Below are 21,920 nucleotides of genomic sequence, written 5' to 3'. Positions count from 1 at the left end.
CGGGCGACGGTCGGGCCATGGATGAACTGGACCTTGCCGTCGAACGAGCCGGCTTCTTCACGACACGACACGCCAAGGCGGCGGGCTACGCCGACCGCGAGATCACCAAGATGGTTCGGCGCAAGGAGTGGCACCGGATCAGACGGGGCGCCTACGCCTCGGCGGCCGCATGGGCGGAACTCGACGACGTCGGCCGTCACCGCGTGCGCTCCAGCGCCGTGCTCCACGCGCTCGGGCCGAATGTGGCGTTGAGCCATGCGTCAGGAGTCGTACGCCACGACATCGACCTCTGGCGGGTCCCGCTCGACCGCGTGCACGTCACCCGGCTCGACGGAGGCCCGGGCCGGATCGAGGGTGACGTTGTGCACCATGAAGGGTTCACCGGTCACGACGACATCATCGAGGTGGAAGGTCAGCGGGTGGTGCGCCCGGAACGGTGCGTACTCGAGACAGCATCACGCATCGACACCGAGGCGGCGTGGTGTCTGCTCGACTCAGGTCTGCGGAGCAAGAGGTTCAACCGGGAACAGCTCGACGCGGCGTACTCGATCATGGAGCACTGGCCCTTCATGCGCCGCGTGGGAACGGTGCTGCCCTACGCCGACGGGCGCTCAGGCTCGGTCGGTGAGTCGCGAGGCACGGCGATGTTCAAACGCTACGGCGTCCCCCGGCCCGTCCTGCAGTACGAGGTGCGTCGCCCCGACGGCACGCTCGCCGGCATCACGGACTGGGCATGGCCGCAGTACGGGCTGCTCGGCGAGTTCGACGGAAAGGTCAAGTACGGCAGGCTGCTCGAGCCTGGCCAGAACCCGGGTGACGTGGTGTTCGAGGAGAAGCGCCGAGAGGACGAGCTGCGCGAGCTGACCAGGTCGGCGATGATCCGATTCATCTGGTCCGACTACGACCGCCCCGCCGAGTCGATCGAACGGCTCTTTCGGGCGATGCGCCGGGCGGGGTGATCCGGGTGGATGTTCGTCTAGGTACGCAGACGAACCATCACTCCCCTCGTGGAGCTCCGCCAGGGAAGTGGATGCTCCGCTGCATACCTGGATGAACATCCACTCCACGAGCCGCAGCCGAGTCCGGCGTACGGATGTGGGAGACCGCCATCGCGAGGTCGGCCAGCCGAGGAGCCGCGATGTTGAGGATCTCGAAGACGGAGCCGAACGCGCCGTCGACCGTGACCGGCCGGTCCTCGAGCGCCCGCACGACCCGCTCGGCGCACTCCTCGGGGCTCTCGCCGCGGCCCTCGTACTCCGCGGTCGGCGCGATCATCGGCGTGCGCACGATGGCGACGCGCATGTTGGTGCAGGTGACGTTCTCGAAGTAGGCCTCGCGGCTCAGGATCCGCCCGAACACGTCGAGCGCCGACTTCGCGGCGATGTAGGCGGCGAACTTGGGGGCCTTGATCTGGTTGCCCCAGGTGACGATGTTGACCACGTGGCCGAACCGCTGCGCCCGCATCGCCGGCAGCAGCCCCATCGTGAGCCGCACCGCACCGAAGTAGTTGACCGCCATCATCCGCTCGAAGTCGTGGAAACGGTCGTGGGTCAGCTCCAGGGATCGCCGGATCGACCGGCCCGCGTTGTTGACCAGGTAGTCGACCGCGCCGTGCTCGGCCAGCAGCCGCTCCACCAGGGCGTCGATCGAGTCACCGTCGGCCATGTCCACGAGGTAGGTCGACGCCCGCCCACCGCTCTCCTCGATGGCCTTCCGCACGCGCTCGAGCTCCTCGGCCCGGCGGGCGGCAAGGAGCACGTGTGCGCCACGTCGAGCCGCGGCGTACGCAGTGGCCTCACCGATCCCCGAGCTCGCGCCGGTGACCAGCACGGTCCGCCCGTCGAGCGGGCTGGGGCCACCAGTCACCGCCCGAAGCGTACGGGCGACCCGGGCGCGGGGTGTCTGCAGGAGCGGGAGCGAGAAGAGGCGGACCACGTCTGCACCCTAGGGCCTCAGGAACGCACCGGGGCGTAACGGAGGTCGACCTCCAGGTGCGGATCGTCGCCGATGAGGTTGTGGAGCCGGATCGGCTCGCCGCCGGGTTTGTCATAGAGGCGGATACCGTCACCCAGGAGGACCGGCGCGACGTGCAGGTCGATCTGATCGATCAGGCCGCGTTCGAGGAGCTGGCGGCCGATGTCGGCAGAATGGACTTCGACGTTCTTACCGTCGGCGGCCTCGACCGCGATTCGCAGCGCCTCACCGACGTCGCAGCTGAGGAACGTGACGTGCTCCTGCGGCCGGGCGTCCTCAGGGTGGTTGGTGAGGATGAAGACCGGACCCTGCCAGTCCCCGTACGGCATCGCGTCGGGGTAGGCGTCGTGACCGTTGCGCCCGCCCAGGACGGCGCCGAGCTGCGAGGAGTACGCCGCAGCGACCCCGGGTGGGCCGGTGACGCCCTTCAGCCACGCCATCCCCGGCGCGCGGGCGTCGACGAACCCGTCCAGCGACATGGAGAAGTGCCACAGCACCTTGCCGGCCATCACGAGACCTGCTTCCGGTCGAAGGTCACGTGGGTGACGCCGCTCGGCGTGGTGGTCGCGGCCACCTCGTAGCCCTCCTCCAGAGCCTCCAACCCGTCCCACAGCCGTACGCCACGACCCAGGATGATCGCGGTGACGGCCACGTGCAGGTGGTCGACGAGACCGGCCGCGAGGTAGTCCCGGATCGAGGAGGGTCCACCGCCGAGGCGTACGTCCTGGCCGTCGGCCGCCTCCCGGGCCTCGGCCAGCACGTCCTCGATCGGGGCGTTGCGGAAGTGGAAGACGGTGCCGCCCTTCATCTCGATCGACTCGCGGGGCTGGTGGGTGAGCACGTAGGTCGGCGTGTGGAACGGCGGCTCCTCGCCCCACCAGCCGGTCCACCCGGGGTCGTCCTGCCATCCCGGAGGGCCGAACTTGCCGGCGCCCATGATCTCGGCGCCGATGCCCTCCCAGGCGCGCCTGGCGAAGACGTCGTCCGGGTCGGCCGCCGGGTCGACGTCGACCCGCTCCCGGTGACCGGTCGCGCCCTGGAACGTCGCGGTGGGGAAGAACCACTCCATCAGCCGGTGGCCGGCGTGGCCGAACGGCGCTTCGAGGCTCAGGCCCTCACCGGTGGCGAAGCCGTCCAGCGAGATGCCGATGTTGTGAGCACGGACGAGCGACATGTCGATCTCCTCATGGTCAAAGTGATTGCACTTTGCAATCACTGCGACCGAGAGTAGACTTCCCGATTGCAGATTGCAACCACTATTTCCGGCACAGGAGCAGGCCAGTGAACGAACCCAGGTCGGGCTGCCCGATCAACGCAGCGGTGGAGGTCTTCGGCGACCCCTGGTCGGTGATCGTGCTGCGCGATGTGATGTTCGGGAACCGGCGCCACTTCCGCGAGCTGCTCAGCAGCTCCGAGGAGGGCATCGCCTCCAACATCCTCAGCAGCCGGCTGAAGAAGCTCGTCGACGGCGGCCTGCTCACCAAGGAGGAGGCCGGCCGCGGCCAGCGTGCCGCCTACGCGCTGACCGAGGCGGGCATCCAGACGCTGCCGATCATGGTCGCGCTCGGCAACTGGGGGCTCGCCCATCGCGACGGCACCCGGCAGCTCCGGGTCCGCGCGGAGCTGCTGCGCGATGCCGGCCCCGAGATGACGGAGTCGTTCATGGACGAGCTGCGCGAGCTCCACCTCGGCACGCCGCGACCCGACCCGGACGCTCCGCGAGCGAGCGAGCAGCTCGCTGCGGCGTACGAGGCGGCGATGGGCGGCTGAGCTCGGGGCGCACGTTGGTCTAGGTATGTAGCCGAACCGTCGCTTCCCTCGTGGAGTTCCACCCGGGAAGTGACTGCTCGGCTACATACCTAGACGAACATCCCCCGGCCAACCTCACCTCTCCTTGGCGTGCAGCTTCAGCTTCGAGATCTGAGTCTTCAGCTCGTCGAGGAAGAGCGACCGGATGCTCTCGGTGTCCAGGGCCCCGTTGACGCCGCGGAGCTTGCCCTCGCCGAGCTTGATGCAGACGGCCGACCAGGCGGCGCCGATGGCGCCGGTGAAGCCCGCGGCGACGGTGGCGTTGATCGCACCGCCGCCGACGGTGCCGAAGCCGGGGACCATCTTGAGCAGGTTGCCGGCCACCGTGCGGCCTGCCTGGGTGGCTGCCGCGGTGGCCGCGATCGAGGCCATCGCCGCCTTGTCGACCTCGATGCCGTAGATCGCCGAGATGCGCGCCATCATCCCGAGCTGGATCGGCACCAGGACGACCGCGTCGGAGAACGGGATCGGGGTGACACCAGCGGCCCCCGCCGCGGTCGCGGCACCCGCGATCACGGTGTTCGCCTGCTCCTGCTTCCGCTTGAGATCCACCCTCTGCGCCGCGGTGAGGGCCTCCTCGACGCCTGCAGGCGCGCATCGAAAGGTGGCATCGACGAGCTCCTGCAGGCCGTGGACCTGCTGGCCCGAGAAGTCGTCGGCCTTCGCGTTGGTCAGGTAGACCCGCGCCCCGTGCACGGGCAGCCCGCGCGCGTCGATCTGCTGGGCGAACTCGACCGCATCCGGGTGGTAGGCACCGGTTGGCGAGGTCGGCACCTGGGTCATCACCAGCACGACCGGCAGCCCCAGGTCGGCGAGCTTCTGGATGAACGCGGCCTCGGTGTCCTCGAAGCGGCGGTCGGCGAAACGTACGGCGTACCAGGCGACGTGGATCTGCTCCGACTGCGGCTTGCGCCGCCGCTCCTGGATGAGCTTCGCCAGATCACGGATCACCCGGTCGCCCTCGATGCCGATCTCCAGGCCCTGGGTGTCGAGCAGCCCGAAGAAGCCGCTGGTGTGCAGGTAGAGCGTCGACTCCTTCGTCACCGGCTCACCGATCCCGGTCTTCGCCACCTCCGCCCCGAAGACGGCGTTGACCAGCGTGGACTTGCCGACACCCGTCTTGCCGAACACGGCCAGGTTGAACCGGCCGATCTCCTTGGCCGACTCGGCGTACCTCTTGTGGAACTCGTCCTTGAACCAGCCGTCGGATGCGAAGTTGTTCACGTCGACCAGGATGCCAGCCGGCACCGACGAATTGTCGTGGCCGCGCGCTCTCATGAGGAATAGCGTTCCGACATGAGATCTCGGTCCCGCCTCGCGTACGTCGCCGCCCTCGCCGCCGCGGCCGTCCTGGTCGCGCCCACGACTCCGGTCCACGCGGCCGAGCCCGAGACCCGGCCCACCGATATCACCCTCACCCGGTGGAACAGCCTCGAGGACTTCGCCAAGGGCAGGTCGAGCAACCTGCACCCGGACCGGCACGGCACCCTCCGGATCGGCCGCGGCAGCGAGACGAGGACCTACACCGACCCGTTCGGTGACGGCTCGGCGAAGACGTACGAGCTCGGCACCTGGACCTCGCCCGTGGTCCGGACCGGGTACGCGATCGACGAGTCGATCACCTCGTGGGACGTCGACACCCCGACCGGCACCTGGGCCGAGATCCGGTTCCGCGGCCGCAAGTCGGACGGCACCTGGACGAAGTGGTTCGTGATGGGTCGTTGGACCGCCGGCGACGACTTCGCGGCCGGCGACATCCACCGCACCTCGGTCGAGGGACAGAGCGACACCGACGCGGCGCTCTACACCGACACCTACGTGGCCCGGACCGGCAAGGAGCCCGAGGCGTTCCAGACCCGGGTCACCCTGCTGCGCCCCGAGGGCGCGACCGTCTCCCCCAGTCTGCGATCGGTCGCGACGCTGACCAACGAATACCTGCCCGACTCGGCCCACCCCGGGACGAGCACGCCGACCCTCGACAAAGCGATCGACCTCGGTGTCCCGCCGTTCAGCCAGAACATCCACCGCGGCGAATACCCGGAGTTCGGTGGCGGCGGCCAGGTCTGGTGCTCACCGACGTCGACGACGATGGTGCAGTACCACTGGGGTCACGAGGTCCCGGCGAGCGAGCTGAAGGGCATCGAGGCGCCGAACGGCGACCCGCAGGTCGCCTATGCCGCGATCAACACCTGGGACTACGCCTACGAGGGCGCCGGCAACTGGCCGTTCAACACCGCCTACGCCGGCCGCTGGGGCCTGGACGGGGCCGTGACCAGGCTGCGTTCGCTGGCCGAGGCAGAGACCCTGGTGGCGGCCGGCTTCCCGCTGGTCGTCTCGGCCAGCTGGGAGCGTGAGGAGATGCCGGAGGCGGGCTACGGCACCGACGGACACCTGCTGGTCATCGGCGGCTTCACCGCGGAGGGCGACCCGATCGTCTACGACCCCAACCACGCCTCCAACGACGAGGTGCGCAACGTCTACACCCGCGAGAACTTCGAGCGGGTCTGGCAGACCTCGACCGACGGGATCACCTACGTCATCCACCCGCGCGACGTGAGGCTGCCCGGGAACGCCACAAACTGGTGACGGAGTCGTCGTCCGCGCCGTCCGCACCACCCGGGAACGACTAGGTTTCGGGTATGACACTCGACCCCGTTGCCGCTCTTCAGGACGCACTTCGGGCCCCGACCGTCAACGACGGCTCGGGTGCGGAGCAGAAGGCGTTCGAGCAGCTCCACGACGCGCTGCGCGAGCACTTCCCGCAGCTCCACTCCTCCCTCGACCTCACCCCGGTCGGCAGGCACGGGCTCCTCTTCCGCTGGCCCGGCGCCTCGGCGGACAAGCCGGTCGTGCTGATGGCCCACCAGGACGTCGTCCCGATCGCGGGCGAGTGGACCCACGACCCGTTCGGCGGCGAGATCGTCGACGGCGTGATCCACGGGCGCGGCACCCTCGACGACAAGGGCCAGCTCGTCGCGATCTGCGCCGCGGTCGAGGGGCTCCTCGTGGAGGGGTTCGCGCCTGCGTACGACGTGTGGTTGTCGTTCGGTTCCGACGAGGAGACGACCGGCGAGGCCGCGCGGGCTGCGGTCGAGGAGCTGCGGAGGCAAGGGGTCGCGCCCTGGTTCGTGCTCGACGAGGGCGGCGCGGTCGCCTTCGACGCGTTCCCCACCATCACGGCCCCGGTCGGTGTCGTCGGCGTCGCCGAGAAGGGCACCACCGACGTACGCCTCCGGGTCACCGGCGACGGCGGCCACTCCTCCACCCCACGACGGAACGGCCCGACCGCGCGGCTGGCCCGTGCGATCACCCGGCTCGACCGGATGTCGATGCCGGTGCAGCTGCCGGCACCGACGGTCGAGATGTTCGAGCGGATCGCCCCGTACGCCGCCAAGCCCCTGCAGCCCGTGCTGGCCAACGCCGGCAGGCTGGCGCCGGTGCTGGCCCGGCTGCTGACCCGGCTCGGGCCGGAGCCCGCCGCGCTGACCCGCACCACCGTCGCGATCACGACACTCGAGGGCAGCCCGGCGGCCAACGTGATCGCCTCGGCGGCCTCGGCCGGGGTCAACCTGCGCATCATGGTCGGCGAGACGGTCGCCGAGGTCGTCGAGCGGCTGCGGGCCGCGATCGGCGACAAGCAGGTCGAGATCGAGGTCGTCCGCGCGGGTGAGCCGTCCCCGATCTCGCCTCGTGACGAGGCCTTCGCGAAGATCACCGACGCCATCGCGGAGATCTTCCCGGAGGCGGTGCCGGCGCCCTACACGGTCATGGCCGCGACCGACTCGCGCTTCTTCTACGAGATCAGCGACCGGGTCTACCGGTTCGCGCCGTTCCGGATGACCGCTGCCCAGCGGGCCACGATCCACGCCGCCGACGAGAACATCAGAGTCGATGACTACCTCGACGGGATCCGCTTCTACCGAAGGTTGATCGAGTCGCTGTGACCACCGAACGCCAGAGCAGCACCGGGCTCGAGAGGGCCGCCCGCGGGATCTGGGTGATCGTCGGCTTCCTGGTGGCCGTCGAGTTCGCCAGCGGCATCCTGCAGGGCTACTACACCCCGATCTTCTCCGACCTCGCCGACCACCTCGGCGTCTCCGACGCCGACCTCAACTGGCTCGAGGCCGGGCAGCTGATCGTCTCCGCGCTGTGCGTGCCGCCGCTCGCCCGGCTCGGCGACCTGATCGGCCACAAGAAGGTGCTCCTGCTGGCGACCGGGATCACTGCCCTCGCCACCTGGTGGACCGTCGTCGCCCCCGACTTCGGCTCGTTCCTGGTGGCCTGGTCGATCCAGGGCGCCTACGTCATCTGGCTCCCGCTCGAGGTCGCGATCGTCCACAAGCGCACCGGTGGCGACACCGCGCTGACCCGGCGGGCCGCCGGCGTCCTGGTCGGCGCCCTGCAGCTCTCGGTGATCGTCGGCGCGCTCGCCGCGGGTGCCCTCGTCGGAGTGCTGCCGATGACCGCGATCCTCGCGTTCCCGGCCCTGGCGGTGACCGCGGTCTTCGTCGTGATCGCCGTCGGCATCGAGAGCGACTCCGGGGCCGGCGGCGGTGCCTTCGACTGGCTCGGGCTGACCGTGCTGACGCTCGTGCTCGGCCTGGTCATGGCCGGCCTCGTCGGCGTACGCGTCCTCGGGGCCGGGTCCCTGCTGGCCTGGGCACTCGTGGTCCTGGGGCTGCTCACCCTGGTCCCGTTCTGGCGCATCGAGACCGCGCTGGACGACGCCGGCCGAAGAGAGCCGCTGATCGACGTACGCCTGCTGGTCTCGCGGCGGCAGTGGCCGATCCAGCTGACCGCGTTCCTGTTCGGGATGTCGGTGCTCGGAGCGCAGATCCCGCTGTCGACCTTCGCGCGCACCGACCCCGCCGAGGCCGGCTTCGGGCTGGGAGCGGATGCGTCGTTCGTGTCGCTGCTGATCGCGGAGTACGTCATCGCGATGGCCGTCTCCGCCTTCACGTTCCCGCTGTGGGCCCGGTTCCTCGGGCCGATGCGAGCCCAGGCCGTGGCGTGCTTCCTGGTCGCTGCCGGCTATCTGATGTGGCTCCCGTTCCACGGCTCCACCGGCCAGGGCCTGCTCAACATGGCGGTCGTCGGCCTCGGCTCGGGCGCGCTGGTGGCCTCTCTGCCGGCGGCCGCCGCCGCGGCCGCTCCCGCCTCTCGCACCGCCTTCGCCACCGGCATGACCAACGCCACCAAGACCGTCGGCGGCGCCATCGCCTCGGCGGTCTTCGCCATCGCGCTCGCCGCGGACGGGTCGATCAGCGGCGAAGCGCACGCGGCGCTGTCGGGCTATCTGACGGTGTGGGCGGTGTGCGGCGTCACCGCGCTCGTCGCCGGGCTGCTGCTCCTGCTGCCCCGCCGCACAACCAGCGCTCGGTAAACTTTCCCGCGCTGGAGGTGATCACATGCCCACGAGCGAGGACCGGCCCGAGGAGCGCCCGGAGACGCAGGCTCCCCCTCTCTCCGACGCGGCAAGCAAGGCCGCGGCCGCCGCCCGGATCGAGAACCAGACCAAGTGGGTCGACCTCCAGGTGCAGCAGTCGATCCAGCGCGGCGAGTTCGACAACCTGCCCGGCGCCGGCAAGCCGATCAAGAACCTCGACCGCGACCACGACCCCGACTGGTGGGTCAAGCAGCTCATCGAGCGCGAGCAGATCGTCGTGCTCCCCCGGTCGGTCCAGCTCCGCAAGGACGACGCCGAGCTCGACGACCTCCTCGACACCCAGACCACCGAGGACAGCGCCCGCCGGATCGTCGAGGAGTTCAACGAGCGCGTGATCGCGGCCCGCTACGGCGCGCCCGAGGGACCGCCGCTCATCACCATGCCCCGCGACGTCGACGCCACCATGGCCGCCTGGCGCGAGCGCCGCGCGGCCAGGGTGGAGGCCGCCAGACGGCGCCAGGCCACCACGCAGGAGAAGAAGCGCCGCTGGTGGCAGCGGCGCTGAGCTTCATCGTTTGCGCGTGAGCGTCACGTGCGTGACGCCGCTGGGTGTAGAGACCGACTCGATGTCGTAGTCCGCCTCCAGCCCCTCCAGACCATCCCACAGCCGTGCGCCACGGCCGAGCACGATCGGGACCACGGCCACGTGCAGGTGGTCGACGAGACCGGCCTTCAGGAAGTCGCGGATCATCGTCGCGCCGCCGCCGAGGCGTACGTCCTGACCGTCGGCGGCCGCACGGGCCTCCTCCAGCACCTCGGCCGGCGAAGCGTCGCGGAAGTAGAACGTGGTGCCGCCCTGCATCTCGATCGGCTCGCGGGCGTGATGGGTCATCACGAAGGTCGGCGAGTGGAACGGCGGATTCTCGCCCCACCAGCCCTTCCACTCCGGGTCCTCGTGCCATCCCGGCGGACCGAACTTGTTCGCACCCATGATCTCGGCGCCGATCCCCGGCTGGTGCCTCCGGGCGATGGCGTCGTCGACTCCTGTGGTTCCACCGGGCTCGCCGACGTTCTCGTTCCACCACCGGGTGGCGAACATCCACTCGTGTAGCCGCTCGCCCGCATGCCCGAACGGCTCTTCGAGACTCTGCGGCTCGCCGGTCCCGAAGCCGTCGAGGGAGATGGCGAAGTTGTGTACGCGGGTGAGGGACATCATCGTCTCCTGTCGTTGTCGCTGCCCTTCCGCAGCCTTCCACCACCGGTCGACGCCGGACAGTGAATATCGATGACAGCCCCGATCTTCCGGTGAGAACCGCTCACACGGCCCGTGCGGCGAACCGTGCCCGGTAGCGACCGGGCGTCACCCCGACCTCCGAGGTGAACCCGGTCCGGAAGGTCACCGGGGAGTAGTAGCCGGCCTCGTGGCTGATCCGGTCGATCGGGAGGTCCGTGGTCTCGAGGAGGGTCTTGGCGACCGCGATCCGCTCGGCCGCTACCCAGCGCATCGGGGTGGTGGCGAGGTCGCGCTCGAAGCGCCGCGCGAGGGTGCGGGGCGAGACCGCGGCCGCCGCTGCCAGGCGCTCGAGGGTGACGTCCTCGTGCAGGTTGGCACGGAGCCAGGTGCGCAGCTCGTCGAGCCAGTGGGCCTGCTCGGTGAGCGGGTCGGCCGCGACGTACTGGGCCTGGTCGCCGTCGCGGTGCGAGGCGATCACCAGGTTGCGGGCGATGGTGTTGGCGGCATGCTGGCCGTGGTCGGTGCGGATCAGGTGGAGGCACAGGTCCAGCCCGGCCGCCGAACCCGCGCTCGTCAGCACGCCGTCGTCGACATAGATCGCCCTCGGGTCGAGCTCGACCCCGGGATACGTACGCCGGAACAGCTCCGCCCAGCGCCAGTGGGTCGTGGCTCGGCGACCGTCGAGCAGGCCGGCCTCGGCCAGGGCGAAGGCGCCGGTGCACAGCGAGACCATCCGGGCTCCGGCCTCGGCGGCCCGGCGGAGCTCGCGGAGCAGGGTCGGACTGATCGTCTCGCCCGGCCGGATGGCCGGCACCAGCACCGTGTCCGCCTCGGCCAGAGCGGTCATCGGCCGCTGCGGCGTCAGCCGCGGCCCGCCGTGGACGCGCACTCCGCGCAGGTCACCGCACAGCACCACGTCGTAGAGCGGGCTGGCGTCGTGGTCCCAGTCGTAGCCGAGCGCCTCGAGCGGCATCCCGATCTCGAACAGGGTCATCCCGTCGACGATCGGGATGGCGATGGACGGCTTGACAGGCATGGCAAGAATCTAACATTTATAGTCAATCCTGCCACTCCTCCGAGACGCGTCGCACGAGCACGATGGAGTCATGACCAACACCAGGAAGAACCCCAGCAAGCTCCGCACCACGGTGCGCTCCGTCCTCGCCGGTTTCGACGCCGGCGCCCGGATCCGGCACGGCGCCCCCGTACCGAAGGACCATCCCTCCCGACGCCGACCGTGATCGTTACAAGCCGAGACGCCTACCGACGGGTAACCCCCGGCCGTTAGGGTGACCGGCATGAGTCACAAGAGCCCTAAGGACTTCTTCGCGCCGTTGGCGGTGGGCGCCCCCGCACCGCTGCGAGAGATCCCGGCACGGCCGAGTCGCGCGATCCACTTCTTCGACCCGTCGAACCCGAAGATGGCGGCCAAGGTGCCCGCCATGGTCGGCACCGTCGACGTGCTCCTGGGCAACCTGGAGGACGCCGTCAAGGCTGACAACAAGGTCGCCGCCCGCGAGGGCCTGGTCGAGATCGCCAAGGCGACCGACTTCGGCAAGACCCAGCTCTGGACCCGGATCAACAGCCTCGACTCCCCGTGGGTGCTCGACGACCTCCTCACCCTGGTCACCGAGATCGGCGACAAGCTCGACGTCGTGATGGTGCCGAAGGTGCAGGGCCCCGAGGACATCCACTACGTGGACCGGCTGCTCGCGCAGCTCGAGGCCAAGGGCGGCGTACGGAGGCCGATCCTCATCCACGCCATCCTCGAGACCGCCCGCGGCGTGGCCAACGTCGAGGAGATCGCGCTGGCCTCCCCGCGCATGCAGGGCATCAGTCTCGGCCCGGCCGACCTCGCGGCCGACCGCAAGATGAAGACCACCCGCGTCGGCGGCGGCCACCCGGGCTACCTGGTCCGTCAGGACCCGGTCGACGGGGACATCCACGGCAACCGCACGGTCTTCCAGCAGGACCTGTGGCACTACACGATCGCGAAGATGGTCGACGCCTGCGCCGAGGCCGGCATCTACCCCTACTACGGCCCGTTCGGCGACATCACGGACGTGGTCGCGGCCGAGGACCAGTTCCGCAACGCGTTCCTGCTCGGCTGCGTCGGCACCTGGAGCCTGCACCCCAAGCAGATCGAGATCGCCAACCGCGTCTTCTCCCCCAGCGTCGAGGACATCAAGCACGCCCGCAGGGTCGTCAAGGCGATGGGCGACGGCACCGGCGCGGTCATGCTGGACGGCAAGATGGAGGACGACGCCTCGCTCAAGCAGTGCCTGGTCCTCGTCGACCTCGCCGAGGAACTGGCCGCCATCGACCCGAAGCTCAAGGAGCTCTACGACACGATCGAGATCGAGGACTGAGATGACCGAGACCACCTTCCGCCCCCTGCGCTCGGTCCTCTACATGCCGAGCTCCAACACCCGCGCCCTCGAGAAGGCCAAGACGATCACCGCCGACGCGCTGATCCTCGACCTCGAGGACGCCGTCGCCCCCGACGCCAAGCCGGAGGCGCGCGAGAACGCGGCCGCGGCCGTGACCTCGGGCGAGTACGGCAACAAGTACCTCACCATCCGCATCAACGGTGCCGACACCGAGTGGCACGCCGACGATCTGGCCGCCGCCGCCAAGGCCGGTCCCGACGCCATCGTCGTCCCCAAGGTCAACAGCCCCCAGCAGGTGCTCGACCTCGTCGCGGCCTTCGAGAAGGCCGGCGTCCCGGAGAAGACGAAGCTCTGGGCGATGATCGAGAGCCCGTACGCCATCCTCCACGCCGAGGAGATCGCCTCCGCCTCCGAGCGGCTGACGGTGCTCGTCCTCGGCACGAACGACCTGGTCAAGGAGCTCTACGTCGACCACGTTCCGGCTCGCGCCAACCTGGTCACGTCGCTCCAGCTCGCGGTGCTCGCCGCGCGCGCGAGCGGCAAGGTGATCCTCGACGGCGTCTACAACAACGTGAAGGACGCCGAGGGCTACGCGGCCGAGGTCGAGCAGGGCCGGATCTTCGGGTTCGACGGCAAGACCCTGGTCCACCCGAGCCAGGTCGAGGGCGCCAACGCGGGCTTCGCGCCCAGCGAGCAGGCGGTGGCCGACGCCAAGGGTCTCATCGAGGCGTTCGAGGCCGCCGGCAGCGGCGTCGCGACCTACAACGGCAAGATGGTCGAGGCCCTCCACGTCGAGTCCGCCAAGCGAGTCCTCAGCATCGCCGAGGCCATCGCCGCGCTGTAGGCCACCGGCCAGGAATACCTCTCAATGTATAGAAAAAGTTACTCGTCTCCCATTTTGGCTGATCAGTAACTTTTTTCCGAGAAGAAGGTGACAAACCGGCGGGATTCTGGTTCCGTTACGTGCTGCGCGACACAACCGACACTCGCTAAGCGCTCAGGAGACAGCGTCAGATGACTGAAGCGAACAGTCGGCCCGCGACGGGGGACCTCTCGAACGTCCCGCCCACGCCGGCTCGACACCACGCCCCACAGATGCGCACCGAGAACGACACCACGGCCGACCCCCTCGAGATCGCCAACCGCGCTCTCGAGGGGTTGTCGCCGGCGACCGAGTCGTGGATCGACTCTCCCAGGACCAACGCCGCCCCCGAGCGGGTGCGACCGCGTCACACGCCGTACACGCCGCCGCCGCAGCCCGGCACGGCGCTCGTCCCTGTGCAGCCCGCGCCCGTTCCCGTCCGCTACCAGCCGCCTCGGCCCAGCTACCAGCGCCCGATGCCTCCGCACTCCCGGCTGCCGCAGTACGCCTACCAGCCGAGCCCGTACACGGCACAGCAGTTCCACCCCGCCGGGCCGGTGACGTTCGCCAACCCCGCGATGCCGCCGTACGCCGCCGCGCAGGTGCCGACCCGGAACGCCGCGGTCGAGGAGTACCGGATCCCGAAGAACCGTGCCCGCAACAAGAAGGCGGTGCTGCTGCCGCTCGCGGCGATGGCGATCGCCTCGGCGGGCATCGGCGCCTTCGCGCAGTCCAACGTCGGCAACGGCCTCGAGGCCGAGACCCAGCAGGTCAAGGCCCACGCCGGCGAGTACGACGCCATCGCGGTCGTCGACACCGGCGAGCAGAAGGTCATCGACGCCCCTGGCGTGATCGCACCGGAGGAGACCTCCCTCTTCTCCCGCAACGCCGGGCGCGGCACCCCCGGCAAGCACTCGAGCGGCGACTACGACGCGCCCTCCAGTGCCGATTCCTACGGTGGCGCCCACTCCGCCAGCGGGTCCATCTCCACCCCGCGCGACGGGACCGTCCTGGAGGACGAGCAACCGAAGCCCGCTCCCCAGCCGGCCCCGGAGCCCGCCCCCGAGCCGAACCCCGAGCCTGAGCCCGCCCCCGAACCCGCACCGACCCCCGCGCCGGCTCCGCCGTCGATCGGCGAGAACGTGGTGGCCCCGGTGCTCGACACGGTGACCGGTGTCATCGACGGCCTCACCGGCATTCAGCTCGACTTGACCCCTTAAGCGAGGGTCCTCGAACGGGCCGTGACCTCTCCCGAGGTCACGGCCCGTTTGCCTATGCCCGGGTGGGTTACCCATGACAAGGAAGGGCCATCTAGAAATAGGACCTCCGTCCCGATAACTTCCGTGGTTTTCTCTCGTTTGCCCGATGTGCCACCCCTTAACTCGGGAGTGCGCCAGGTTCCCCCGGATCTGGCAGGTGGCACGGCCCCGTTGCGGGGATCTTGGGGGATCCCCACCGCAGAATCGGAGTCCAACCAACAATGCGAAGCATCCGTACGCTTGCGCTGTCCGCAGCCGCTGCCGCCGTCGTCGGCGCAGTTCTGGTTGTGCCGGCGCCTTCACAGGCCGCACTGACGAACACCTCTTTCGGGATGTTCGCGAGCGGCTTCGGCACCCGCGTGACCGGTGGCAGCATCCCGGCCAACTCGGGCGACCTCGGATACCAGACCATCGGCTGCACCCGTAAGGCCGGCCACAACGTCAACAACAACACCGCCGGCGCCAAGGTGCCCGGCGTGGGCACGATCGGTGCGACCACGACCAAGCAGCGGACGATCAAGTCCGGCGACATGGTCAAGTCCATCTCCGAGCACAAGATCGCCGACGTCGTGCTCGACAAGAGCCCGCTGGGCAAGGTCACCGTCGAGGGCCTGAGCTCCGTCTCCCAGGCCTGGTGGGACGGCAAGGGCTACAAGGCCGACTCGAAGGCCAAGATCGCTCACGTGGTCCTCGACCCGGCCGGCCCCGGCCAGACGATCGACCTTCCGATCCCCGGCCGTGACAAGCCGCTGGTCATCCCCGGCATCGCCACCATCGGCATCGGCAACACCGTCGAGAAGACCAACGCCGACGGCGCCGAGGCTTACGCCAACGGCATCTGGATCAAGCTCCACGGCAGCGACTCCGAGGTCATCGTCGGTCGCTCCCGCGCCGAGATCAACGGCCAGGCCTTCAGCGCGACCTTCCGCGGTTTCGCCGACTCCATCGACGCCACCGCTCTCGGCGGTGCCGTCGAGATCGGCAAGAACCCGCTGACCAACGCCGGCTGCGCCGGCACCAAGGGCAAGCTGAAGACCAAGTCCATCGCCGGCGTGCCGCTGGGCAACGCGGGTGACATCCTGGACGTCAAGGGCCTGACCAGCGGTCAGCGTTCGAACCAGACCAAGACCACCGCCGAGGGCTACACCTTCGGTGAGGTCGCCAGCGTCAACATCGGCGACGGCGCGATCCGCATCGAGGCCATCCGCGCCCAGGCGAACGCCAAGTTCGTCAAGGGCAAGGGCGCCTCGACGTCCATCTCGGGCACCAAGTTCGGTGACATCTACGTCGGCGACCAGAAGGTCTCCCTCGCCCAGCTCGAGTCGGCGCTCTCCCGCGTCGACATCCCCGGCCTGGCCAAGATCGAGACCAAGGTCGTCGTCGAGCGCAGCAAGAACCTGGTCGAGGTCGTCGCCCTGCGGCTGACGCTCCTCGACGCGACCAAGGGCACCAAGACGGTCGTGAACATCGGTCACGCCAAGTTCAAGGTGAACTCCAACGCGTGAGGCCTTGATCCACTGAGGCTGTCCTAAGAAACGGCCCGCGTCCTGACCAGGGCGCGGGCCGTTTCTTCATTCTGAAGTTACTCACGGGTAGTATCAACCCACCCATACGCAGTCGAGCCGACCTGAAGCATTAGGCTCGGTTCATTCCGGCAGTCCTGCCCCCTGATGAGGAGCGCCTAGGCATGTTGCAGATCATCGCCATCGTCGTGTGTCTTGCGGCAACGGTGGCCACCGCCTACCTGGTGATCAAGGCGGTCCGGTCGATGCTCGCGGTCATCAAGATCGGTACGCCGATCAGCCGCGTCGACCAGCCGCTGGCCCGCACCCTGACGATGTTGAAAGAGACCGTCCTCCACACGCGCATGCTGCAGTGGACCTGGGTCGGGATCCTGCACTGGTTCGCCTTCGCGGCGTTCATCGTGCTCTCCACGGCGGTCGGGGCGGCGTACTTCCAGCTCTTCGACCCGGAGTGGACGCTGCCGGTGGTCGGCAAGCTGTTCGCATACGAGTGGATCGCCGAGATCCTCGGCCTGCTCGGCTCGCTGGGCATCATCCCGCTGATCATCTACCGGCTGACCCACCTGCCCGCACAGAAGGGCCGCGGCACCCGCTTCTACGGCTCCACCCAGTGGCAGGCGTTCTTCGTCGAGGCGATGGTGCTGGTGGAGAGCGCGGCGATCCTGTTCATCCGCGGCGCGGAGTACAACCTGGCCAAGGCTCACGGCGGCGAGGTCGCCGAGCACGCCACCGCGTTCCACTTCCCGATCTCGCAGTTCTTCGGGGCGCTCTACCCCACCGGCCCCGACGCGATCCACACCCTCGAGAACGTCATCTACGCGATCGCGGCCTTCAAGATCATCACGGCGCTGATCTGGCTGACCATCGTCTCCACCCACCTGACGATGGGTGTCGCCTGGCACCGCTTCACCGCCTGGTTCAACATCTGGTTCAAGCGTGAGCCGGGTTCGCGTACGTCCGACACCGACGGCGCGCGCCCGCTCGGCACCGCGCTCGGCGCGATCAAGCCGATGCTCATCGACGGCAAGCCGGTCACCCTCGAGGACGTGGAGGAGGACCGCATCCCCGAGGACGCCATCCTCGGTGTCGGCTCGATCCAGGACTTCTCCTGGAAGGGCATCCTCGACTTCACCACCTGCACCGAGTGTGGCCGCTGCCAGTCGCAGTGCCCCGCCTGGAACACCGAGAAGCCGCTCTCGCCGAAGCTGCTGATGATGGGCCTGCGCGAGCACGCGTACGCCGCGGCCGCTGACGGCGATCTCAAGGAGAAGCCGCTCATCGGCAAGGCCGACGGCGCTCCGGAAGGTGCCGAGGGCAACGCCGAGGTGCTCGACTGGTTCTACAACCCCGAGGACGGCGGCTTCGTCATCGACGAGGACGTGCTCTGGTCCTGCACCTCCTGTGGTGCCTGCGTCCAGCAGTGCCCCGTCGACATCGAGCACGTCGACCACATCATGGACATGCGCCGCTACCAGGTGCTCGTCGAGTCGAACTTCCCCTCCGAGCTCAACGGTCTGTTCAAGGGCCTGGAGGGCAAGGGCAACCCCTGGAACATGAACGCCAACGCGCGCATGGACTGGGCCAAGGACCTGCCCTTCGAGGTCAAGGAGGTCGGCAAGGACATCGAGTCGCTGGAGGAGGTCGACTGGCTGTTCTGGGTCGGCTGCGCCGGCGCCTACGAGGACCGCGCCAAGAAGACCACCCGCGCCGTGGCCGAGCTGCTCGACATGGCCGGGGTCACCTTCGGCGTACTCGGCAACGGAGAGACCTGCACCGGTGACTCCGCCCGCCGCGCCGGCAACGAGTTCGTCTTCCAGGGCCTGGCTCAGCAGAACGTCGAGACGTTCAAGGAGTTCAAGGTCAAGAAGGCCGTCACCACCTGTGCTCACTGCTTCAACACCCTGAAGAACGAGTACAAGGAGTTCGGCATCGAGCTCGAGGTCGTCCACCACACCCAGCTGCTCAACCGTCTCGTACGCGAGGGCAAGCTGACTCCGATCGCGGACGGCGCCGGCGCCCACAAGCGCTCCATCACCTACCACGACCCGTGCTACATCGGTCGCCACAACGGCGTCTACGAGCCGCCGCGTGAGCTGCTGCAGATCATGCCGGGCGCCGAGTACAAGGAGATGCCGCGCAACTCCGAGCGCTCCTTCTGCTGTGGTGCCGGTGGCGCCCGGATGTGGATGGAGGAGAAGATCGGGTCGCGGATCAACGAGAACCGCACCGACGAGGCCGTCGCCACCGGCGCCGACCAGATCGCCGTCGGCTGCCCGTTCTGCCGCGTCATGCTCTCCGACGGCCTGACCAAGGCCCAGGCCAACGGCTCGGCCCGCGAAGAGGTCGAGGTCCTCGACGTCGCGCAGATGCTGCTCGCGTCCGTGAAGGGCGAGCAGGCCACCAAGCTGGCCCCGGGCGAGGGCGCGAAGGTCGGCGCCACCGCCAAGGCCGCTCCGGCCGTCGAGGAGGCCGCTCCGGCTGCTGGTGCCGCCACCGCGGCTGCGGGCTCGTCGCTCTTCGACTCCCCCGCCGAGACCACTGAGACCCCGAAGGCTCCGGCCGACGCGTCCTCACTCTTCGACACCCCTGCCCCGGCCGAGCCGGCTTCGGGCGGTACGTCGGGTGGCGGCTCGCTCTTCGACACCCCGGCTCCCGCCGCGGAGCCGGAGAAGCCGGCCTCCGGTGGTTCGCTGTTCGACGACGGTGGGTCGCTCTTCGACACGCCTGCCGAGGCGCCCGCCGAGGAGAAGCCGACCGAGGAGCCTGCTGCCGATCTCGGGACCGGTGGGTCGCTCTTCGACGTACCCGCGCAGGAGGCGGAGCCTGCCGCCGCACCCGAGGCGAAGGCGGCGCCGGCTGCTCCGGCACCGGCGTCCGAGGAGCCTGCTGTCGACCTGGGTGGGGGCGGCTCGCTCTTCGACATCCCGGCCGCACCTGCCGAGGAGGCCGCACCGGCCCCCGAGGCGAAGGCAGCGCCGGCTGCAGCCGAGCCCGAGGCACCGGCCCCGGCTGCGGCCCCGGCCGACGAGGAGCCGAGCATCGACCTCAGCGCCGGTGGTTCGCTCTTCGACATCCCGGCGAGCGAGCCCACTCCCGCGAAGGCCCCCGAGGCCGCTGCTCCGGTCGAGGCCGCTCCGACCGAGGCGCCCGAGGCTGCTGCTCCGGTCGCGCCTGCCGCGCCCGCTGCGCCGGTCGCGGGTTCGGGGGTGACCTCGGAGCCGAAGACCGACGTCGACTTCGACAGCCTCGGCTCGCTCTTCGATATCGAGGCGCCGGAGGGCACGGTCGCCGCTGCGGCTCCTGCCCCTGCGGCTCCTGCTCCCGTCGCCGAGGTCGCTCCTGCGACCGAGACTGCGCCGGAGTCCGTGGTCGAGGAGACGCCTGACGAGGACACGGCCGTCGAGGTGGAGGCCCCGGCCGAGCCGGAGCCCGAGCCTGAGGCCGCCCCCGCACCGGAGCCGAAGTCGGCGCCGGCCGTGAGCGGAGACGCTCACACGCCGCGTACCGACGTCGACATCCACGAGGCAGGGTCGCTCTTCGACCTCTGACCCACCGCAGTTCGCTGCACCAGACGATGACACCTTGCGAGCACTCGCAAGGTGTCATCGTCATTTCAGCCGGGGTAGTCCAGGGAGTTTCCGTCGGTCTACCGACGAGTAATGGACGGAAACTCCCTGGACTACCCGAGCCTGCCACCCACTCGCCTGACATCACGTGATGTCACATTGAGATTGTGATGACGTCAAAATGATGTCATAGTGGTGCCCATGGACATCACGCCGTACATCGACAGCCTGCGACGGGACCTGCTGGCCGCGGCCGAGGCATCCGGGCCGGAGGCTCGGGAGACCGCGGAGCGACTCACCTACGCGCTCGACCCGGCGGCTCGGCTGGCGGTGATGGAGGCGGTGAGCCAGGCGGCCGCGGAGATCACGGCGGAGCTGCCGACGGGCAACGTGGACGTACGTCTGCGGGGACGCGACCTGGAGTTCGGGGTCACGCTGCCGGAGCTCGCCGAGCCGATCCCGCCGACCCCACCCACGCCTCCGGCGCCCCCCGCTCCCCCCGCTCCCCCGGCTCCCCCGGCGCCGGGGGAGCCCGAGGGAGACGACGCCCTGGCCCGGGTGACCCTGCGCATCCCGGAGTCGCTCAAGGCGAAGGCCGAGGAGGCAGCGGCCGAGGCCGGCCAGTCGCTCAACACCTGGCTCGTCGGCGCCGTACGCGCGGCCACCCGGGAGAACGCGGTCAACGTCGACGTCGACCTCTCCGCGATCCCCCACATCGTCACCGAGGCGATGAACAGCCTCGATCCGTTCCGCGGAAGCAACCGCGGCAGGTCCGACCGCCGGATGACCGGCTGGCTCTGACCTGAACCCCCGCGCACCAACGGACGGCCGCCCGGCCGGTCCGGTAGATCAGCACACCCTGAGGAGCAGCATCATGAGCACGTACACCTTCATGTCCACCGCACCGGCCAAGCTGTTCGTCGAGTTCGGGAAGGGCAACCTCGAGGTCCAGGCGACCGACACCGACGAGACGACCATCGAGATCGAGGGCGACGACGCCGAGCATCTCGTGGTCGAGCAGAGCGGCGACACGATCAACATCATCGACCCGCACAAGGGCCCCTTCAGCCGCTCGCGGCGCTACGACATCACCGTGACCGTCCCGGCCCGCAGCCAGCTGCGCGCCCGCACCGGAAGCGCCGACATCGCGACCCAGGGCGTCCTGCGAGCCGCATGGCTCCAGACCGGTTCGGGCGACGTACGCATCGACCGGGTCACCGAGGAGTTCCAGATCGAGTCCGGCTCGGGAGACGTCGAGGCGGACACCCTCGACGGGCGCGCCTCGATCAAATCCGGATCCGGCGACGTCCGGATCGGCACGGCCCACGACCTGCACACCAAGACCGGCTCCGGCAGCGTGGAGATCGACGAGGTCGAGGGCGATGTGAGCCACTCGACCGGCGCCGGTGACTTCGCGATCCACTCGGTCAGCGCGGGCCGGATCTCGGTGAAGGGCGCCTCGTCCGACGTACGCATCGGGATCCCGAACGGCACCCCGGTGTGGACCGACGTCAACACAGTGACCGGCCGGTGCACCAGCACTGTCGAGAGCGCTGGCGCACCGGCCGCGGGTGAGCCCTACGTCGAGCTCCGCACCACCACTGTCAGCGGTGACATCACCCTGATCGGGCTGTGAGAGGGCTACTTCTCCTCGTGGGCGCCCGGGGCGTCCGGCACGACCGGCCGGAGCACGCCCCAGGCGATGAAGACGGCCCCGATGACGAGCAGGACGATGCCCGCCCACAGGTTGGCGTTGGGCCCGCCGGTCTTGTCGACCTCCGGGTCGCCGAACAGGCCCATCAGCAGCAGGATGATGCCGTAGACCGCGAGCAGGGATCCGATCACGTTGCGGATGTCGAAGAGCGACAGCAGCGTGGCCAGAAGTCCTTTGTTGGTTTCGGTGGACATCTCAGCCTC

The 21,920-nt window shown here is 69.4% G+C and carries 21 protein-coding genes; 14 read left to right on the top strand and 7 right to left on the bottom strand.

Going from position 1 to position 21,920, the window contains the following annotated elements; genetic code table 11:
* Positions 1-17 precede the first annotated feature (17 nt).
* Positions 18-959, top strand: a complete 942-nt coding sequence (locus OG984_RS23580; protein WP_328528613.1) for a type IV toxin-antitoxin system AbiEi family antitoxin domain-containing protein — start codon at positions 18-20, stop codon at positions 957-959.
* A 37-nt stretch (positions 960-996) separates the two neighbouring features.
* On the opposite strand, the gene OG984_RS23575 is transcribed toward OG984_RS23580, so the two are convergent.
* From OG984_RS23575 to OG984_RS23565, 3 genes are read right to left on the bottom strand one after another with little or no spacing between them, the layout of a single operon-like run.
* Positions 997-1,935, bottom strand: a complete 939-nt coding sequence (locus tag OG984_RS23575) for an SDR family NAD(P)-dependent oxidoreductase (RefSeq protein ID WP_328528612.1) — start codon at positions 1,933-1,935, stop codon at positions 997-999.
* A 17-nt stretch (positions 1,936-1,952) separates the two neighbouring features.
* Complete coding sequence (locus tag OG984_RS23570; RefSeq protein ID WP_328528611.1) at positions 1,953-2,483, bottom strand: dihydrofolate reductase family protein; 531 nt, start codon at positions 2,481-2,483, stop codon at positions 1,953-1,955.
* Positions 2,483-3,148 (bottom strand): dihydrofolate reductase family protein, encoded by a 666-nt coding sequence (locus tag OG984_RS23565; RefSeq protein WP_328528610.1) that lies wholly within the window; start codon positions 3,146-3,148, stop codon positions 2,483-2,485. The genes OG984_RS23570 and OG984_RS23565 overlap by 1 nt, the downstream gene beginning before the upstream one ends.
* Positions 3,149-3,255: 107 nt before the next feature.
* On the opposite strand from OG984_RS23565, the gene OG984_RS23560 reads away from it, so the two are divergent.
* On the top strand, positions 3,256-3,744 hold the full coding sequence (locus OG984_RS23560; protein ID WP_328528609.1) for a winged helix-turn-helix transcriptional regulator: 489 nt from the start codon (positions 3,256-3,258) through the stop codon (positions 3,742-3,744).
* Between the two features lie 114 nt (positions 3,745-3,858).
* On the opposite strand, the gene OG984_RS23555 is transcribed toward OG984_RS23560, so the two are convergent.
* The gene (locus OG984_RS23555; RefSeq protein WP_328528608.1) at positions 3,859-5,031 is read right to left on the bottom strand and encodes a GTPase family protein; all 1,173 of its coding nucleotides are present in this window, start codon (positions 5,029-5,031) and stop codon (positions 3,859-3,861) included.
* A gap of 48 nt (positions 5,032-5,079) precedes the next feature.
* Between OG984_RS23555 and OG984_RS23550 the strand changes: the two genes are divergently transcribed.
* The 4 genes from OG984_RS23550 to OG984_RS23535 are packed head-to-tail and all read left to right on the top strand — an operon-like array spanning position 5,080 to position 9,734.
* A complete protein-coding gene (locus OG984_RS23550) occupies positions 5,080-6,369 on the top strand; it encodes a C39 family peptidase (protein WP_328528607.1) in 1,290 nt (429 codons plus the stop codon).
* Between the two features lie 53 nt (positions 6,370-6,422).
* Positions 6,423-7,727 (top strand): M20/M25/M40 family metallo-hydrolase, encoded by a 1,305-nt coding sequence (locus tag OG984_RS23545; RefSeq protein WP_328528606.1) that lies wholly within the window; start codon positions 6,423-6,425, stop codon positions 7,725-7,727.
* Positions 7,724-9,166: an MFS transporter gene (locus OG984_RS23540; RefSeq protein ID WP_328528605.1), complete on the top strand. Its 1,443-nt coding sequence runs from the start codon at positions 7,724-7,726 to the stop codon at positions 9,164-9,166. The genes OG984_RS23545 and OG984_RS23540 overlap by 4 nt, the downstream gene beginning before the upstream one ends.
* 25 nt (positions 9,167-9,191) lie before the next feature.
* On the top strand, positions 9,192-9,734 hold the full coding sequence (locus tag OG984_RS23535) for a J-domain-containing protein (RefSeq protein ID WP_328528604.1): 543 nt from the start codon (positions 9,192-9,194) through the stop codon (positions 9,732-9,734).
* Positions 9,735-9,737: 3 nt separating this feature from the next.
* Here the strand turns inward: OG984_RS23535 and OG984_RS23530 are convergent, their stop codons facing one another.
* Positions 9,738-10,382 carry a dihydrofolate reductase family protein gene (locus OG984_RS23530; protein ID WP_328528603.1) on the bottom strand — a complete coding sequence of 215 codons (645 nt, stop codon included), beginning with the start codon at positions 10,380-10,382 and terminating at the stop codon, positions 9,738-9,740.
* A gap of 103 nt (positions 10,383-10,485) precedes the next feature.
* A complete protein-coding gene (locus OG984_RS23525; protein ID WP_328528602.1) occupies positions 10,486-11,439 on the bottom strand; it encodes a GlxA family transcriptional regulator in 954 nt (317 codons plus the stop codon).
* A gap of 70 nt (positions 11,440-11,509) precedes the next feature.
* Between OG984_RS23525 and OG984_RS23520 the strand changes: the two genes are divergently transcribed.
* The 8 genes from OG984_RS23520 to OG984_RS23485 all read left to right on the top strand — a co-directional run bounded on the left by OG984_RS23520 (position 11,510) and on the right by OG984_RS23485 (position 21,639).
* Positions 11,510-11,644, top strand: coding sequence for a hypothetical protein (locus OG984_RS23520; RefSeq protein WP_328528601.1), 135 nt, complete (start codon positions 11,510-11,512; stop codon positions 11,642-11,644).
* A 57-nt stretch (positions 11,645-11,701) separates the two neighbouring features.
* Positions 11,702-12,772 carry an HpcH/HpaI aldolase/citrate lyase family protein gene (locus tag OG984_RS23515; RefSeq protein WP_328528600.1) on the top strand — a complete coding sequence of 357 codons (1,071 nt, stop codon included), beginning with the start codon at positions 11,702-11,704 and terminating at the stop codon, positions 12,770-12,772.
* Between the two features lies 1 nt (position 12,773).
* The gene (locus tag OG984_RS23510) at positions 12,774-13,637 is read left to right on the top strand and encodes an HpcH/HpaI aldolase/citrate lyase family protein (RefSeq protein ID WP_328528599.1); all 864 of its coding nucleotides are present in this window, start codon (positions 12,774-12,776) and stop codon (positions 13,635-13,637) included.
* 251 nt (positions 13,638-13,888) lie between these two features.
* Entirely contained in the window at positions 13,889-14,875 is a 987-nt protein-coding gene (locus OG984_RS23505) for a hypothetical protein (protein ID WP_328528598.1), read from the top strand.
* Positions 14,876-15,135: 260 nt separating this feature from the next.
* Positions 15,136-16,419, top strand: a complete 1,284-nt coding sequence (locus OG984_RS23500; RefSeq protein ID WP_328528597.1) for a choice-of-anchor P family protein — start codon at positions 15,136-15,138, stop codon at positions 16,417-16,419.
* Between the two features lie 182 nt (positions 16,420-16,601).
* Positions 16,602-19,985: a (Fe-S)-binding protein gene (locus OG984_RS23495; protein WP_328528596.1), complete on the top strand. Its 3,384-nt coding sequence runs from the start codon at positions 16,602-16,604 to the stop codon at positions 19,983-19,985.
* Between the two features lie 219 nt (positions 19,986-20,204).
* Positions 20,205-20,804, top strand: a complete 600-nt coding sequence (locus OG984_RS23490) for a toxin-antitoxin system HicB family antitoxin (RefSeq protein WP_328528595.1) — start codon at positions 20,205-20,207, stop codon at positions 20,802-20,804.
* 73 nt (positions 20,805-20,877) lie between these two features.
* The gene (locus OG984_RS23485; RefSeq protein ID WP_328528594.1) at positions 20,878-21,639 is read left to right on the top strand and encodes a DUF4097 family beta strand repeat-containing protein; all 762 of its coding nucleotides are present in this window, start codon (positions 20,878-20,880) and stop codon (positions 21,637-21,639) included.
* 5 nt (positions 21,640-21,644) lie between these two features.
* On the opposite strand, the gene OG984_RS23480 is transcribed toward OG984_RS23485, so the two are convergent.
* Positions 21,645-21,911, bottom strand: a complete 267-nt coding sequence (locus tag OG984_RS23480; RefSeq protein ID WP_328528593.1) for a hypothetical protein — start codon at positions 21,909-21,911, stop codon at positions 21,645-21,647.
* Positions 21,912-21,920: the final 9 nt, after the last annotated feature.

The organism is Nocardioides sp. NBC_00368 (assembly GCF_036090055.1).
Lineage (GTDB): Bacteria > Actinomycetota > Actinomycetes > Propionibacteriales > Nocardioidaceae > Nocardioides.
Note: the sequence above shows the minus strand (reverse complement) of the source record. Positions and strands in the feature narration are given on the sequence as shown.

Excerpts from the sequence above, each read along its gene's own strand:
- OG984_RS23530 (WP_328528603.1), bottom strand. The coding sequence starts at position 10,382 with ATGTCCCTCACCCGCGTACACAACTTCGCCATCTCCCTCGACGGCTTC.
- OG984_RS23510 (WP_328528599.1), top strand. The coding sequence starts at position 12,774 with ATGACCGAGACCACCTTCCGCCCCCTGCGCTCGGTCCTCTACATGCCG.
- OG984_RS23520 (WP_328528601.1), top strand. The coding sequence starts at position 11,510 with ATGACCAACACCAGGAAGAACCCCAGCAAGCTCCGCACCACGGTGCGC.
- OG984_RS23570 (WP_328528611.1), bottom strand. The coding sequence starts at position 2,483 with ATGGCCGGCAAGGTGCTGTGGCACTTCTCCATGTCGCTGGACGGGTTC.
- OG984_RS23490 (WP_328528595.1), top strand. The coding sequence starts at position 20,205 with ATGGACATCACGCCGTACATCGACAGCCTGCGACGGGACCTGCTGGCC.
- OG984_RS23565 (WP_328528610.1), bottom strand. The coding sequence starts at position 3,148 with ATGTCGCTCGTCCGTGCTCACAACATCGGCATCTCGCTGGACGGCTTC.
- OG984_RS23505 (WP_328528598.1), top strand. The coding sequence starts at position 13,889 with ATGCGCACCGAGAACGACACCACGGCCGACCCCCTCGAGATCGCCAAC.
- OG984_RS23550 (WP_328528607.1), top strand. The coding sequence starts at position 5,080 with ATGAGATCTCGGTCCCGCCTCGCGTACGTCGCCGCCCTCGCCGCCGCG.
- OG984_RS23580 (WP_328528613.1), top strand. The coding sequence starts at position 18 with ATGGATGAACTGGACCTTGCCGTCGAACGAGCCGGCTTCTTCACGACA.
- OG984_RS23535 (WP_328528604.1), top strand. The coding sequence starts at position 9,192 with ATGCCCACGAGCGAGGACCGGCCCGAGGAGCGCCCGGAGACGCAGGCT.
- OG984_RS23495 (WP_328528596.1), top strand. The coding sequence starts at position 16,602 with ATGTTGCAGATCATCGCCATCGTCGTGTGTCTTGCGGCAACGGTGGCC.
- OG984_RS23500 (WP_328528597.1), top strand. The coding sequence starts at position 15,136 with ATGCGAAGCATCCGTACGCTTGCGCTGTCCGCAGCCGCTGCCGCCGTC.
- OG984_RS23545 (WP_328528606.1), top strand. The coding sequence starts at position 6,423 with ATGACACTCGACCCCGTTGCCGCTCTTCAGGACGCACTTCGGGCCCCG.
- OG984_RS23485 (WP_328528594.1), top strand. The coding sequence starts at position 20,878 with ATGAGCACGTACACCTTCATGTCCACCGCACCGGCCAAGCTGTTCGTC.
- OG984_RS23480 (WP_328528593.1), bottom strand. The coding sequence starts at position 21,911 with ATGTCCACCGAAACCAACAAAGGACTTCTGGCCACGCTGCTGTCGCTC.
- OG984_RS23515 (WP_328528600.1), top strand. The coding sequence starts at position 11,702 with ATGAGTCACAAGAGCCCTAAGGACTTCTTCGCGCCGTTGGCGGTGGGC.
- OG984_RS23525 (WP_328528602.1), bottom strand. The coding sequence starts at position 11,439 with ATGCCTGTCAAGCCGTCCATCGCCATCCCGATCGTCGACGGGATGACC.